Source organism: Nocardia transvalensis (genome assembly GCF_015477765.1).
In the GTDB taxonomy this organism is placed as follows: Bacteria; Actinomycetota; Actinomycetes; order Mycobacteriales; family Mycobacteriaceae; genus Nocardia; species Nocardia transvalensis_A.
The window spans coordinates 363,586-377,741 of record NZ_JADLQQ010000008.1 but is presented as its reverse complement, the minus strand read 5'-3'; the positions used below and the strand labels follow the sequence as shown (position 1 = coordinate 377,741).

The window sequence follows — 14,156 nt, the reverse complement described above, 5'->3', positions numbered from 1 at the left end:
GGAAGTGCTGCCGCCGGGCACTTCCGGCGACCACACGCTCGGTCCGACACCTGGCGATGTCACCCGCCCCTCAGCAGTCAGCCGTGTCTCGGACTGCGGCCATCGCGACGCTGCTACCATCTGGGGCCAATCAGTTCGACTGTTGCCGAGATCAGAGCAGCTCTCCGGGCACCGTCTCGCTGACGAGAAGTTCGTGGTTTCGCAACTAGGGGTGTACTTGTGATAAGGGGGAACGCTGCGGCATCTGATGAGGTGAAGGTGACTTCACCAAGAGATGTCTTTGCAGAAAGATTTGCTGAGCTGTTCGCGGCAGCTGGCAGTCCCTCGATGAGGCGTGTGGCCACGATGGCCAACTCGCGTGCACGCCAGCCGAACAGCGAACGACGTGCGATTCCTGCGTCTTCGCAACGTATAAGCGATTGGGTAGCTGGCCGCAATGTCCCAGCGCGATTTGAATCCCTCGCACCAGTCCTGATTACATTGATCAATATGGCCAGAAGACAAGGCCACCCAATAGATGACCCATTGCTCAACCTTCAGCGCTGGCAACAGTTATGGACAGAATCAACTCGGGCAATCTCGAAGCCGGTAAAGACTGATGCAGCTATTCCATATCTCGGCTTGAAACCGTATCAGCGTGATGACTTCCGCTTATTCTTTGGCCGTAGGCGTGCCACACACGAGCTAGCTGCGTTAGTGCAGGAAATCGCGCAGAGTGAGGAGCCTCACGGGCTTGTCGTCTTAGTGGGAGCTTCTGGCGCGGGGAAGTCGTCGTTACTCGAAGCCGGCCTGATCCCGACCCTCACCAATTCTGAGAACGAGTGGGCCATCGCAACTCTGAATCCCGGAAGCACGCCGATGGCCTCACTACGGGCGACGGTCGAGGCCGTCACAGCGGAATTAGTCAAGCCTAGAGTCTCGTCAACCCCGCCATTGCATCAGGACCCGATTATAGCTGGGCTGAATGGATGGGCGAACGACCGTCAGCGCCTGATGATTGTGGACCAGTTTGAAGAGCTGTTTACCGCATGCGAAGACGACCACGAGCGCGACGCCTTTCTTGCTACCCTCGAACGCGCTGCGGCTCGTCGTCCAGACTACGCATCGATCGTAATTATTGCGGTTAGGGCCGACTTCTACGCGCGATGTCTGGACTATCCGGTCCTGGCCAGCGCGCTCAGCAAACGCAGCTATGTGCTTGATTCGATGCGTCTGGATGAGCTTCGCGAAGTAATCACCGCCCCGGCTGAGTTATCCGGGCTCGTACTGGAGCCCGGCCTTCAGGAGTTGGTAATTACCGAGCTTTGCGGCACAGGAGCCCAGCGTTCAGGCTCGGTGGCAAGTTCCGACACACTACCGCTGCTGTCGCATGTTATGGAGGCGATTTGGCAAAAGCGTGAAGGCCGGCGCCTGACTGTAGCTGGATACCGTGAGTCTGGCGGCGTCGTGGGCTCGGTAGCGACGACAGCCGAACGAGCCTGGAATGGCTTGACAGAGTCACAGCAGGAAGTTGCTAAGCAAATTTTACTCAGTTTGGTGACGATCGGGCATAACTCTCGCGACACCAGACGTACTGCCTCACGCTCGGAGTTGTTGCATACCGTCGGCAACATCAACTCAGCTGAGACAGCATTGGAGACACTGACCGTGGCGCGCCTAATTACGATCGATGGTGACGCGGTGTATCTCACTCATGAGATCGTCTTAGACGCGTGGCCGCGGCTCCGCAGGTGGATCGATGAGGATCGTGCCGGATACTTGGTTCGGCAGCAGCTGGAAGAGGATGCAGCGCAATGGGTGGCGGCAGGCCGTGATGATTCGCTCCTATACCGCGGAGCTCGGCTGGAGTCAGCACAAACCCACTTCGCTACTCCCCCGGTCTCCACAGCAACTAGAGAATTCTTGGAGGCGTCGAACGCTGAGAGGCGTAAGGCACAGCGACGGGCTTTCTTTACCAAGACGATTCTGGCGACCCTCGGAGTCATCGTTCTGGTCATGACAGCAGGGTTTTTCGACAAGAGCCAGACGGCTGAAAGACAGCGCGCTGACGCTATTTTCCAGGAGGTATTGGCCAAAGCCGATAGTCTTCAGGACATCGATCCGTCAGTGTCGGCCCAGCTTTACCTGGTCGCGTACCGGCTTCGTCCCAACGATCCTGACGTCGCAGCTCGCCTATTGGGTACCCAGACCATGGCGCTGGCTACGCCGCTCGCCGGACCCGATAGCCCTGTCTTGGGTATTGCATTTTCACCTCGCGGTTTCCTCGCTTCAACCTATGGAGACGGAAGCGTCCGTCTTTGGGACACCAAGGATCCGTCGCATCCTCACCAGATGGGGATCCCTATTACTGGCATTAAAGGTTTCGTTTCCGCTGCGGGCTTCAGTCCCGATGGCAATTTGCTCGCCATAGGCGGTGAAGATCACGCGGTAAGGCTGTTTGATGTTCAAGACCCGCTAAAGCCTCGATTGTTAGCCGACCCATTGATTGGCGGAAACGGTGCGGTCTACAATGCAACTTTCAGCCCCGACGGCCGTACTTTGGCCGCTTCCAACGACGATCATACGGTGGCATTGTGGAATGTTGTTGATCCCAGTAAGCCAGTCTTGATCGGCCGGATCGACAACCAAGCGGGCGCGATCCGATCGATAGCTTTCAGCCCGAACGGTCGTTTTCTGGCAACCGCAAATGACGACAGGACGGTACGGTTGTGGAGCGTTGCCGATCCAGCCGTGCCGACGCCTATAGGCTCACCGCTTGGCGGATTTTCTACTGTTGTGCACGCTGTCGCGTTCAGTTCTGACAGTCTCAAGCTCGCCGCCGGCGACGATGACGGGATCGTACAAGTGTGGGACTTGACTAATTCTGCAGCACCTCGCCCAGCCAATGCAACGCTGCCGGCTCATACCGGAAAAATATGGTCCCTAGCCTTCGGCCCGGGGGGGCAGACTCTGATCACTGGCGGCACCGAGGGCACCGCGAAACTATGGAACCTGGAAGGTCTACACCCCCGAATGATAGGCAGGCCCCTGACAGGCAGACACGGGGGTGTCTTCGGCGTTGCGATCAGCCCGAATCAACGAATAGTAGCCACAGGTAACCAGGATGGCGTCGTCCGATTGTGGTCACTGCCCGGCGATGCCATTTCCAGTCATGGCGCTATCGACAACATGGCATTAGATCCAAAGAGCAGGATCCTCGCCACCAATACAGACGCAGGAAAGATCCAGATCTGGGATACCCGCGACCCTCATACCCCACATCGGTTGGGCGAGCTGGTGACAAACACCCAAGTCCGAAATCTCGCGATCAGCCCTGGAGGCCGGACCTTGGCTGTCCTCAACCGGGTTCCGTCCGAGTTTCTTCTGTATGACATCTCCAATCCCGGTGAACCGCGACTGTTTACAAAAGTTCCGCTTCGCAACAGTTTTGAGCCCAATGCAGTATTCAACCCTAGCTCATCGATACTGGTTGCTAGCTCTGACGAACACTCCGTCCAGGTCTGGAACATCGCCGACCCCAAGTCTCCTACGCCGCTTGGAGTCCCCGTGCATGTATCGAGCGGATGGGTCACCAGCATGCGGTACAACCGTGACGGCACACTGCTCGTAACCGCCGACAGCCTCGGTACGGTCAAATTATGGGATTTGTCTAACCCCGCCCAGCCCCGGCAGATTGGTCGCGCTCTCTCCGCTAGCGCGGCTTCGATCTATAGCGTCGCCTTGAGCCCCGACGGGCGCACACTGGTCTCCGCAGGAGACGATAAAACTGCCAGAATTTGGGACATCAGCCGACCGACCGAGCCGGTCCCGGTCGGTGATCCACTCACTGGATACAGCTCTGCAGTCAACTCTATGGATTTCAGCCCCGGCGGGAACCTTCTCGCAACAGGTTCTTACAATGGGGATGTTCGGTTATGGAACTTTTCCAATCGTGACCATCCAACGCCGATTACTCTCTCGACCGTGCCATCGACCGCACCGAAGAGGAGTGTGGCCTTCAACTCAACGGATGAATATTTGGTTGTTAGTGGGCATGATGAGGGTCTCCTCATTTGGGACATGGGTATCGATCACGCCGTTAGGAGAATATGCAACGTTACGCAAAATATAGACAGCACACTGTGGGCACAAGTTTTGCCGGGACTGGCCTATAAACCACCGTGCAACTAATACGCTAATAATTGGAATCGTGGTGCTTCTATACGTCAATCACCAACCGCGCCAAGGTGCAAGAACAGTCGCGTCTCGACCGGCTCGGCGTCCTCGGTCAGCGGGGGCGGTATAAGTTTGCGCCCCCGGTAGCTCGGCCGCGAATCGGCGGGCCACACGAGCCAGTGTCCCCCTAGTTCTACACCGCCTTGATCTGTTCCGTGTGCCGGTGCGCGCGTTTGGCCCGGTAGATGTGTGCCATTTGACACGCTACGACCGTGCGGCTGTCGCCCAGCGGGCGGTGTCGGTCGCGGTTTTAGTGGCGTAGCCATTGGGCGGGTGCGGTGTCTTTTTCTGTTGTGGCCGCGACCGGGAGGATCCTTGCGTGGACGACGAGCCGCAGGACGGGCAGCTCGACTGGGGGTGGCGAAGGGGTAAGGAGGGGGCGGGCAAGCAGGGTGGTGTCGCAGCAGGTGCAAGGACCACGGTCGTGACATCGCGGTCGGCGGGCAGGCTCCGCGACGGCCTTCGCGGTGCTCATGCAGGTGCCGGCTCCAAGGCCCTGCTCGAATACCTCACCCGCGCAATGGCCAAAGAGTTCGGCGCACGCGACATGTCGGTCAATATCGTCGCCCCCCGGGCCAATGGACACCCCGTTCTTCTACCCCAGCAGACCCCAGAAGGCGCGGAATGCCACCAGTCCCAGGCCCCTTGGACGGACGCCTGACCCGGCACCGAGGACAGCCACCACTGGTAGAATTCCGGGGGCGCTGGCGGCGGCTGGATCACCTGCCAAGCCATCTTCGCCAAAGGCGGCTACATCACCCGCTGATCCACAGTTCCGGCGCCGTGCCGTACCAGGCTTCGGACGGCGCCCGCACCGCCTTCGCGGTCTGACTCGGCACTCAGGCAGTGCAACCGTTCGGATCGCGCGTTTACCGCGAGCCTCTGCCCAGAATCGGAGGTACGCGCGCGAATTCGTGGATGCGTATCCTCGATCCTATCCAAGCGTGATATCGAGTGCCGAGCCCTATCAGAGCGAGACAAGCCCAGGACCGTCGTGCTCGGTGCGGGGCTCGCTTGCGTAGCCAGCCCAGCTGATCGCCCAGCTTGACGGTTCGACTGTAGCGGACCCGCAGAGCGCGCCACATGCGTCGCTCCCTGCTTGCCTTTATGCACTCCTGTCGGGGATGCGGCGCTGAGACAGGACTCGTACGTCGATTCTCCGACCAAGAAGTATCGGTGTGCAAGAAACATCGGACAGGAGCCCTGGCTTCGCAACCAAGGCGAATGGTGGGTTTCTGAACATCTTCGTGGGCTTGTGGTTACGGTCCCGGTCCCCGTCGACCGACCAGATACCCACTGAGGACGACCGGCTCGTCACCACCAGCACTCGTGTGGGCACCGCGCAGCCGCGCCCACATCTCAGACCACACTTGAAACACGGGCTAAGGGTGTGCCCGGCGCTGTTAAGCGAAGTACCGCGGACACGCGCACAAATTGGTGATTGCCTAGCCGTGAGGGCTATGCTTTGCTCTCCGGTATCCGCTCGGAACGCGAAGGGGGCCTTGATGGCGAAAAAGGTGATCGTCGAATTGGTGGACGACTTCGACGGCAAGTCCAAGGCTGAGGAGACGGTCGTCTTCGGCATCGACGGCTCCACCTACGAGATCGACCTCTCCGTCCTGAACGCCAGCGCGCTGCGTGGTGTTCTCGAGCAATGGACACAACACGCCCGTAAAGTGGGACGAATCCCCAAGAGCAGCAACAAGACCACGCCGCGCACATCCACGAATCGGGGACAGACCGCAGCCGTTCGCGAATGGGCACGTAAGAACGGCTACAACGTGTCGAGTCGAGGCCGAATCCAGGCCGACATCCTCGAGGCGTACAACAGGGCCAGCTAGAACAAGACCCGTACTTGCCGACCGGCGAGACCGCGCCGTCCCTTCAGTCTTCCGCGTGGAGCAGCCCGGCCCGCCGTGCGTGTCACGGGATTCGCGCACTGACGTGACGTTGTCTCGGTCCAGAGATTGGGTGAGGAAGCGAGGACCAACGTGACGAGGTGAGGCGAAACTGCGGAAGATCTCGCTGAGGATCTGCCCCGACCTACCCTGCTGGTACATGATGACACTGGTTACTAGGCGGGAGGCCAACGTTCGGATATCGCAGTGTCGCGTGGACTCATGCGAAGCGTGGACGCCCCGGACAGGTAGCAGGCGGAGATCAGACGGGTTTATGAAATGGCTCGTCGTAGCTATGACCTACCCTCGTGCCCGCCGGTAGAGGATAATGAAGCTGCCTTGAGGTTTGGCGCGTCGGATCATTCGCTCATAACGGTGCGCTGTCCCCGGCCACGGGTTGGTGATTCGGCCGCTTGGGTGGCGGTACCAGCTCAACTTGACTTCTGGCCACACGGTTTTCACGAGTGATAATTGTATCCATTGCCGGTACCGCGCGTCCGCGACAGCGCTCACTTCGAGGGCACCGCCTTTCGACTCTTTCTGCCAGCGTATGCATTTCATGATGTAGGCGATTTGAGCTTCCTTCATGGCGGGGTTGGACCCGCTCGGGTTGAAGCTGTTCGGACCGGCGAGAAGGTACATGTTGGGGAAGCCTCGTACAGTGAGACCTAGGAATGCGTGTGCACCTTGGGCCCACAGTTGGTGAAGCAGCAGACCGTCGCGCCCTCGGATCGTTGTCGGGGTGAGGAATTCGGTTGTTCGGAATCCGGTGGCGAGGATGATCGTGTCGGCGCAGCGGTTGGCTCCGTCGGCGGTTTCGACGCCAGTGGCGGTGACGCGTTCGACCCGGGACGTGACGAGTTCGACGTTGTCGCGGGTGAGCGTCGGGTAGAAGTGGCTGTCGAAGATGATCCGTTTGCCGCCGATCGGATACTTGGGTGTGAGAGCGTCGCGCAGCGCCGGGTCGGTGATGCAGTGCCGCAAGTACGCCCGTGCAAGCCATTCCGCGGGTCGAGCTGACCATCCTCGGTGCATGATCGGTGCCAGCACCAGTTCCGCACCCCAGTGCACGGCCTTCCGGTACAGCTGATGGGCGCCGGGGATGTGCAGTAGAGCGTGGGTGAGTGGGCCGAATTCTGCGGATGGTTTCGGTAGAACCCAGTGTGGCGTGCGTTGGTAGACCGATACTCGGCGCGCGGTGGCCGCGACGTGTGGGAGTAGTTGCGCAGCACTCGCTCCGGTGCCGATCACCGCGACGTGCCGGTCGCGGAGGTCGTGGGTGTGGTCCCAGGCGGCGGTATGGAACATCGTGCCGGTGAACTGCTCGATACCGGGGATGGCGGGGATGTGGGGGCGGTGCAGTTGGCCGACGGCGAAGATGACGATCCCGGTGCGGATGCGTTCGCCGGTGGCTGTAGTGAGGTCCCAGTGGCACAGCTCGTCGTGGTAGGTCGCTTCGGTGATCGCGGTGCCGCACCGCAGGTGCCGGTTCAGGTCGTAGCTACGCGCCACCGAATGCAGGTAGTCCAAGATCTGGTTCTGGCGTGGGTATCGCTGTCGTGTGTCCCGATATGGGGCGAATGAGAACGAATACAGATGCGATGGGACGTCACACGAGCAGCCCGGGTAGGTGTTGTCGCGCCAGACTCCCCCGAGTCCATCAGCTTCCTCGACGATGACGAAATCCTCGATGCCAGCTTTCTTCAGGGCCGCGGCCATGCCCAGGCCCCCGAAGCCGGCTCCGACAATCACTATCGATGTATCGAGATCCGTTGCGGCCCGGGCAGTTCTCGTCCTGGTCGCGATGTGTGTGGTCATCCGATTGCCTCCTTTGCTTTGTGCGCGGCCCGTCGCACCCTCGAGGTCTCTTTCGACCACGGGTCGGTGCTGGAGCGCGGAGCGTTCGCCCGATGTGCGTGGGCATGAAAGCTGTTGTGCTTACGGGGTTTCAGTGGCCTTCCGCCGCCGCGGGGGCCGGCACCGCGGGCTGGTCAATGGATAGCCAGTGCTGGGAGAAGGCGGCCGTGGCCGCGGCCGCCGCGGCAGCCTGCTCGGCGAGTTCGACCGTGCATCGCCCGAGCCCGCATGCCGTGGCGACTGCGTGCACCGGACGGTGGGCGAAGTGTTCGAACAGCCTCAGCGCGAGCAGACTGTCGATGACGCTGCCGGGTGATACGACTCCGGCGATCAGAGTCCAGCCGGGGTCCAGGCTGCGCAGCGGGGTGTAGAAGCGCTGTTCGAGGGGTGCTGGTTCGGCGCCGAATGCGCAGGGGACGTGCACGGCAGGGAGGGGGACGCTGTGGCGGCGGAGCCTGCGGGCTAGCTGGTTGAGTAGCGCGACTGCCGGTGCCAGGCTGGTGGGTTGCAGCAGCGCGGTGTGCTCGTGATCGCCGTAGCACAGATGCAGGCTGGTGTGAGCGCCGACGTGATGCAGCTGGGTGAGGAATCGCGCGAGTTGGCGAGCCACCGTAGCCACGATCACCGTCCGGGTCTTCAGCTCGGTCGCTTTCAGCGCTGCCAGTAGGGCGACTGGGGACTCCAGCTGCCAGGTGATAATCGAGCCGTGAACCGCGGTGACCGCTGCGATCTCGTCGATCACTGCCTGGCTGAACAGGGGAACATTGCGTAACGCTGTGGTGACACTGTCGATGTGGCGGATCGCTTGGCGGGCGGGGAGTTTGTCGGCCAGTGCCGAGCCGGCGAAGGTGAACAGGCTCAGGTCGAGTGGGTTGGGTTGGCTCAGTTGTAATTTCACGTTGCTGAGGCCGATTTCTGGCCGTTCTCGGCGCAGCTGTCGAAACGCGGCGACAACGTCGGCGATCCGGTCGGTCCGGCCCATCAGGAGGTCTTCGGCTTGGAGAGTGATTCCGGATCGGACTCGCGCCGGGGGAATGTGGTTGTAGTCGACGTAATCGTCGCTGCCACTGGGGAATTCGAGGACGTGGTCGCGGGTTGCGAGTTCTCGAAGGTAGGCGATCACCCAGCCGGGATCCAGGTCGCAGGGCAGTGCGGTGAGTGGTTGTCCCCCGCTGTGGTCGAGGATCCATTCCATCGCGTCGCGATAGCTGGTCATCAACGGGGCAGGCAGGCTACCGACGAAGTGCACGCGTCGTTTCATGGCGAATTTCCTTTCCTGATGTGGTGCCGACCCCGCTCGCGGACGGGGCGGCGGTGTCGAAACTTGTGTGGCGGTCAGGGGTTGGTGCGCAGGGCGCGGAAGTCGGGTCCGAATCCGAGGTGCTCGATCCGGGCGGTCGTGCCGGGCATGCCGAACCAGGCCGGTGCGACGGGGGCGCTCGGTAGCCCGGAGATCGGAACGTGCTGGTCGGGGGTGCATCGGTGCAGTGGGCCGTTGGCCGCGTCGAGCACGGCGCGCAGCTGGGGGTCGATGTGGGAGACGAACAGGCTGCTCATGGCGGTTTTGTCGTCGGCGCGGAGGGCGGCTTCGAAGACCGCGTGCAGGGCGGCGAAGCGGATGGCGACACCGCGGTGGGCCCACCATTGCCGACACCAGGTGTATTGGCCGTCACGCTGGTGGCCGGCGATGCGGACCGCGGTCACCGGCAATAGCCACTCGGTGACGAACTCGGTCCAGTGCGCGAACCGCGGCTTCTTCGCTTTCTCGTCACCGTCCTGGCTGTCATCGGTTGATGTCGGCCGTGCACCGAACCATCCCGGCGGTACGGGTGCCCCTGACAGCGGCGGCAGCGCAACGTGTTTCGCCCGTGTGCAGCGGTGCAGTGGGCCGTTGGCGGCGTCCAGAATCCAACGGAAGTGGCCGTCGACGTGGCTGAGCAGATACGTCGAGACCGCGGTGCCGGAGGTGGCGCGCCGGGTGGCTTCGAATGCGCTGTGTAGGTGAGCGATCCGGACCGCGACCGAGCGGTGTCGCCACCACTGGGCGCACCAGGTGTAGGTCTGTTCTCTATTGGCTTCGGCCAGACGCACGGTGACGAACGGCAGCAACCACTGCTCGGCGAAGTCGACGAAGTCCCCGTAGGCCGGGGGCTTCGGCGTCTTCTTGCTCACTCCCCCACTGGGCGGTGTTGTCATAGCTCGACACCCCCGGCGGGGCGGCGGTCATCGGGCGGCCGGGAAATGGCCGGAGGCGGGGCGGGATTGGCGAATCGGCGCAGTGATTCGGTGACGACCGGCGCCAGGTCAGCGTTTTCCCACCAATGGATTTTCCGGATGAGGATGGGCTGGTGACCGGGGAGCCGGATCAAGGCCCGGTCCTTCGGCAGGGCACCAAGTTTGGCGACGTTGAGGATGGGTTCGGCGCGCCAGGTGACGGTCTTCTGGCTGCCGCCGGGGCCGATCGAGCGCGACCGGTCGGCGACCTCGTGGTCGTCGATCATCTTCGCCCATTCCTCGAGGTACCCGACCGCGGCGATGTTGCCGCCGTAGATCTCTATGGACTGGGCTCGCATGATCCGAAGCCCGTTGGCGCCCCACAGGTCTTCGCCCTGCTCGAGCACCTGGATGATCGTCATCAGGATGATGCCGCAACCCGCACAATAGGTGTAGTAGCTCGGCAGCTCCCCGATGCGGGCGCAGTTGGCGGCCTCATCCAGCACCGCCACCAGCGGGACCGCGAGCCGCCCGTCCGGCCGGGCGCGAGCCACGGCCAGCGCCGCTTCGAGGATCTGGCCTACCAGGGCCGCGGTCAGTGGTGCGGCAGAATCCGGGCCGGTCATCGACAGCGCGAACAACGTGTCGCGCGACGTCACGAACTTGGCCGGTTTGAACTCCGGCAGATCATGCTCGGCGGGCCCGTAGGGTGCGTCGACCACGATTTGATCGTCAGCGCCCTCGTAGACGGTGACCTGTTTGCGGGCCGACGGGGTGACCATCCGGGCGTAGCCCTCGTCGGACAGCACGTTGAGGAAGCGGCGAGCCATGTCATACAGGCCGTCTCTTTGCCGCGCGTACAGGTTCTGGGCCTCCAGGATTCGGTCCGCTGCCCGGCGGCGGTTGTGCTTGCGCAGGATCAATGCCGGGGTCTGGTCCTGATCGTGGGACAGCCATTCCGCCGCGTGCAGCAGATCGCCTTGCACGCAGGCCGCCGCGAACAGATACAGGGCCAGCAATTCCTGTGCGCCGCCGTCGAAGTAGGAATCCACGCGCGCGTTGGCCTGCTGGCTAGCCGAGCCGGACGAGCCGGAGACGAAGAACGCGGCGAGTTTGCGTGCCGCGGGCAAGGTGGTCACCTGGGCCAGCAGGTCCACCCAGAAGGTGCACCGTGGGCGACCGTCCACCGCTTGCGGATCACACAACCAGACCCGGCGGCCCTGGCCTTCGCGCCCGCCGACGGTGTGCCGGTACAGGTCTGGCTTGTTCGAGGTCGCCAGCACCGGCCCCCACGCACCCAAAACCGCGGGGATCGCCCACGCCATCGTTTTGCCGGTGCGCTGCCCGGCCGCGATGAATACGCCCTGTTCCGGCGGCACGAACAGTTCGACACCGCCGAGCACGGTCTTGCCCAGCAACGGTCCGGGCAACACCCGGATCTCCGCCGGGGCGTCCTTGAGCAGTCGCTGCGCCGCGATCGAATTGTCGTGCCGCCGCGCCAAGCTAATGGACTTCGGCGGCGCCATGGTCCGCGCCGCCGCGTCGATCTGATCGCGACGTGGCCACCGCCGCCGGGCCCCGAGCGCCCATAGCACCCCCGGTGCGGCGATGATCGCCAGGACGACGGTGGATTGCCACGGCCACCGATGGCGGCCGAGCACCAGCTGCAGCAGCGCGCCAGCGGGGTGTTTGGTCACCGGCAGCCCGGCCCACCAACTGCCCACACTCAACGCCACCCACACCACCAGCAGCACGCCGACCGCGGCGAGGAAGATGATCAGCAGCCACGCTTCCTCCCCGAGCCCGCCGATGCTTCGGCGTCGGGTCTCCCGCGCTCCCCTCATGCCGCCACCCCGCCGGGCCGTGAATGGGCATGCGGGTTCTTCGAAACACACAGGGCGGTAGAGGTTTTCATTGGTTCAGCTCCACTGAGTCGAGCGCACGAGCCGACGCGGGCGTCGACGGATCCAGATCGCCTCGCGCTGCTTCCCAGACCGTGTCGGCGTTGTCGGCGAGGGCTGCGTCGATCGCGGCCTCGATTCCGGCGCCCGACGCGGCGGGTATCTCTGGGTTCGCTCCGGTGTATGCGGTGGAAGGCGTTGGTGTGTCGCCGAGGTCGGGTGCTGTCCTGGCGTCGAGGGCTGCTTGGAGATCCGCGATGCGGGTGTGGAGGTGGTCGACTTCGGCGCGGGCCTGGTCGCGTTGTTCGGCGAGTTGAGTGAGGCGGCCCAGCCGCGGATGTGAGGGTTCGGTGCTCCAGTAGATGCCGTCGCGCCCGAGTAGGTAGGCGCGGTCGACGTCCTCCCGGGACAACCCGGCGCCTATTGCGTCGACCCGAGCCGCTGCGGCGGCTGCTCGCAACTGCTCCAGTCGGTCGATTCTCTGCTGGTCGAGTTCCGCCCGGCCTGCGATCCTTTGGTGATCGAGGTCCTCGCGGGGATCGAATCCGTCTGCGACCGCGTTGTATTCGGCGGTGAGATCTTGTACCTGCCGCAGAAGTTTCGCCTGCCGGGCTTCCCATCGGGCGTCTTCGCTGCCGCTGTAGTCGTAGACGATCGAGGCATTCCGCACCGACGGCGGCAGCAGCTGGTCCCGCAGGTCAACGGCGCTTGCGTGCTCTTCGTCGGCCAGCACCGCATCGGTGGCGGCGATGACGTCACCGACCTGCTCGAGCGAGAGGAGGGCGTCTCGTTCGCCCGATCGCGGTGCACCGAGGGTCTTCTCCACCGCGCTCCGCCGATCGGCTCCGCGCTCGGCATTCGGGCCCGGGTCAGCGTCGGCTACGACATACAGGGGGTGATCGGGCTGATGGCGGTGCGCGTCCTGCTCCGAGCCGCTGATCTGGCCTTCGCCATGACCGGTGAGTTCTCGGGCCAGCCGTAGGATGTGCCACGTTCGCTCCTCGACGACGATGTCGCCTTCGCTGCGGGATGAGGCGATGCGGTCGAATGCCAAGCGCGATTTCTCCGGCCGCATTTCCCAGCCGTTAACAGCCGCGCTGAGCTGCGACCACATCTCACGCCATTCGGCATGTTCGTAGTTGCTCCACCGTGTCGCGAGATCGTTGGCTTGGGAAGCGAATTGCTCTGCCTGCGTGGGTGTTTCCGCGAACGGCGCGACGAGATTCAGCTGGTAGTGCAACGCGAAGTCGGCCAGCAGGCGTCGCTCGATGCGCGAGCTTACGTCCTTGTAGTACGCCGGATCGGTCAAGCCGTGGCGTTCTCTCAGCCATCTCATGGCGCTGCCTCGGGACCGGTCCCTGGTGCCGGATCCGATTTCGGCTGGCTCGCGACATCGTCGCTCTGCCAACCCTTTTCCGCCTGGCCGTCGAGGACTGTGGCGATAGCGTCGTCGAGGTCGCGGCTGGGTTCGGTTGATCGCGTCGTGGTCACCAACGCTCGCCTGTGGTCCGCGGTGGCCGGACCGGCTGCGGAGCCCGTGGGTGTCTGATCACGGGGAGCCTGGTCGAGCAGTGCGGAATACGGTCTGGCGGCCTCTTCGCTCCAGCGCACGCCTTTCGCGCCGAGTTCGCGAGCACGTGTGATGTCGCCTGCGTCGACTCCGCCTTCCTCAGCGGTGCGCACTGCCCGCTGGACTGCCGCGGCGCAGTCGGTCAGGACCTTTACCCAATGCTCTCTGGTGACCGGACCGGAGGTGCTCGCACGGCCAGCTTCGGCGGTCATTTCGTGTTGAATCCATGCCTTGTCCTGCACCTCTCGCAGCAAGGCTTCGTCTGGCAGGTGTTTGGTTGGGTCGCGCGACGCGGCCCTGTCTGTGTCGGAGCCTGCCGGGGCCGCCGACTGTGGTTCCGGGGCTGGCTGCTGTTCGGGCGAGTCGGTTGCGTCGAAGGTGTTGTCGGACATCGTGTTCGCCCCTGTTCGGGTCGATGCGGGCCGCAGTGATTGTCGAAATCGGTTGCGGCGGTGGTGATGTCCCTCGCAATTGATTGACCGGGTGTCGCGTGGATTCGTT

General features: G+C 63.1%; 9 protein-coding genes. 3 read left to right on the top strand and 6 right to left on the bottom strand.

What is annotated here, in order from left to right; translation table 11 throughout:
- Positions 1-489 precede the first annotated feature (489 nt).
- The 3 genes from IU452_RS25320 to IU452_RS25310 all read left to right on the top strand — a co-directional run bounded on the left by IU452_RS25320 (position 490) and on the right by IU452_RS25310 (position 6,056).
- Complete coding sequence (locus IU452_RS25320) at positions 490-4,170, top strand: NACHT and WD repeat domain-containing protein (RefSeq protein ID WP_195111634.1); 3,681 nt, start codon at positions 490-492, stop codon at positions 4,168-4,170.
- A gap of 364 nt (positions 4,171-4,534) precedes the next feature.
- Positions 4,535-4,876, top strand: a complete 342-nt coding sequence (locus IU452_RS25315; RefSeq protein ID WP_195111633.1) for a hypothetical protein — start codon at positions 4,535-4,537, stop codon at positions 4,874-4,876.
- A gap of 844 nt (positions 4,877-5,720) precedes the next feature.
- Entirely contained in the window at positions 5,721-6,056 is a 336-nt protein-coding gene (locus tag IU452_RS25310) for a histone-like nucleoid-structuring protein Lsr2 (RefSeq protein ID WP_195111632.1), read from the top strand.
- A 357-nt stretch (positions 6,057-6,413) separates the two neighbouring features.
- Here IU452_RS25310 and IU452_RS25305 read toward each other — a convergent pair whose 3' ends face one another.
- The 6 genes from IU452_RS25305 to IU452_RS25280 form a co-directional block, all read right to left on the bottom strand.
- A complete protein-coding gene (locus IU452_RS25305) occupies positions 6,414-7,931 on the bottom strand; it encodes a flavin-containing monooxygenase (RefSeq protein WP_267467640.1) in 1,518 nt (505 codons plus the stop codon).
- A 130-nt stretch (positions 7,932-8,061) separates the two neighbouring features.
- The gene (locus tag IU452_RS25300) at positions 8,062-9,231 is read right to left on the bottom strand and encodes a hypothetical protein (protein ID WP_195111630.1); all 1,170 of its coding nucleotides are present in this window, start codon (positions 9,229-9,231) and stop codon (positions 8,062-8,064) included.
- 74 nt (positions 9,232-9,305) lie between these two features.
- The gene (locus tag IU452_RS25295; RefSeq protein ID WP_195111629.1) at positions 9,306-10,166 is read right to left on the bottom strand and encodes a DUF4913 domain-containing protein; all 861 of its coding nucleotides are present in this window, start codon (positions 10,164-10,166) and stop codon (positions 9,306-9,308) included.
- Entirely contained in the window at positions 10,163-12,028 is a 1,866-nt protein-coding gene (locus IU452_RS25290; protein ID WP_195111628.1) for a type IV secretory system conjugative DNA transfer family protein, read from the bottom strand. The genes IU452_RS25295 and IU452_RS25290 overlap by 4 nt, the downstream gene beginning before the upstream one ends.
- Before the next feature lie 67 nt (positions 12,029-12,095).
- Positions 12,096-13,421 carry a hypothetical protein gene (locus IU452_RS25285; RefSeq protein ID WP_195111627.1) on the bottom strand — a complete coding sequence of 442 codons (1,326 nt, stop codon included), beginning with the start codon at positions 13,419-13,421 and terminating at the stop codon, positions 12,096-12,098.
- Entirely contained in the window at positions 13,418-14,047 is a 630-nt protein-coding gene (locus IU452_RS25280) for a hypothetical protein (protein WP_195111626.1), read from the bottom strand. The genes IU452_RS25285 and IU452_RS25280 overlap by 4 nt, the downstream gene beginning before the upstream one ends.
- Positions 14,048-14,156: the final 109 nt, after the last annotated feature.

Bases quoted from the DNA above. Each gene is read 5' to 3' on its own strand.
- IU452_RS25320 (WP_195111634.1), top strand. From the start codon at position 490: ATGGCCAGAAGACAAGGCCACCCAATAGATGACCCATTGCTCAACCTT.
- IU452_RS25300 (WP_195111630.1), bottom strand. From the start codon at position 9,231: ATGAAACGACGCGTGCACTTCGTCGGTAGCCTGCCTGCCCCGTTGATG.
- IU452_RS25295 (WP_195111629.1), bottom strand. From the start codon at position 10,166: ATGACAACACCGCCCAGTGGGGGAGTGAGCAAGAAGACGCCGAAGCCC.
- IU452_RS25290 (WP_195111628.1), bottom strand. From the start codon at position 12,028: ATGAGGGGAGCGCGGGAGACCCGACGCCGAAGCATCGGCGGGCTCGGG.
- IU452_RS25310 (WP_195111632.1), top strand. From the start codon at position 5,721: ATGGCGAAAAAGGTGATCGTCGAATTGGTGGACGACTTCGACGGCAAG.
- IU452_RS25305 (WP_267467640.1), bottom strand. From the start codon at position 7,931: ATGACCACACACATCGCGACCAGGACGAGAACTGCCCGGGCCGCAACG.
- IU452_RS25285 (WP_195111627.1), bottom strand. From the start codon at position 13,421: ATGAGATGGCTGAGAGAACGCCACGGCTTGACCGATCCGGCGTACTAC.
- IU452_RS25280 (WP_195111626.1), bottom strand. From the start codon at position 14,047: ATGTCCGACAACACCTTCGACGCAACCGACTCGCCCGAACAGCAGCCA.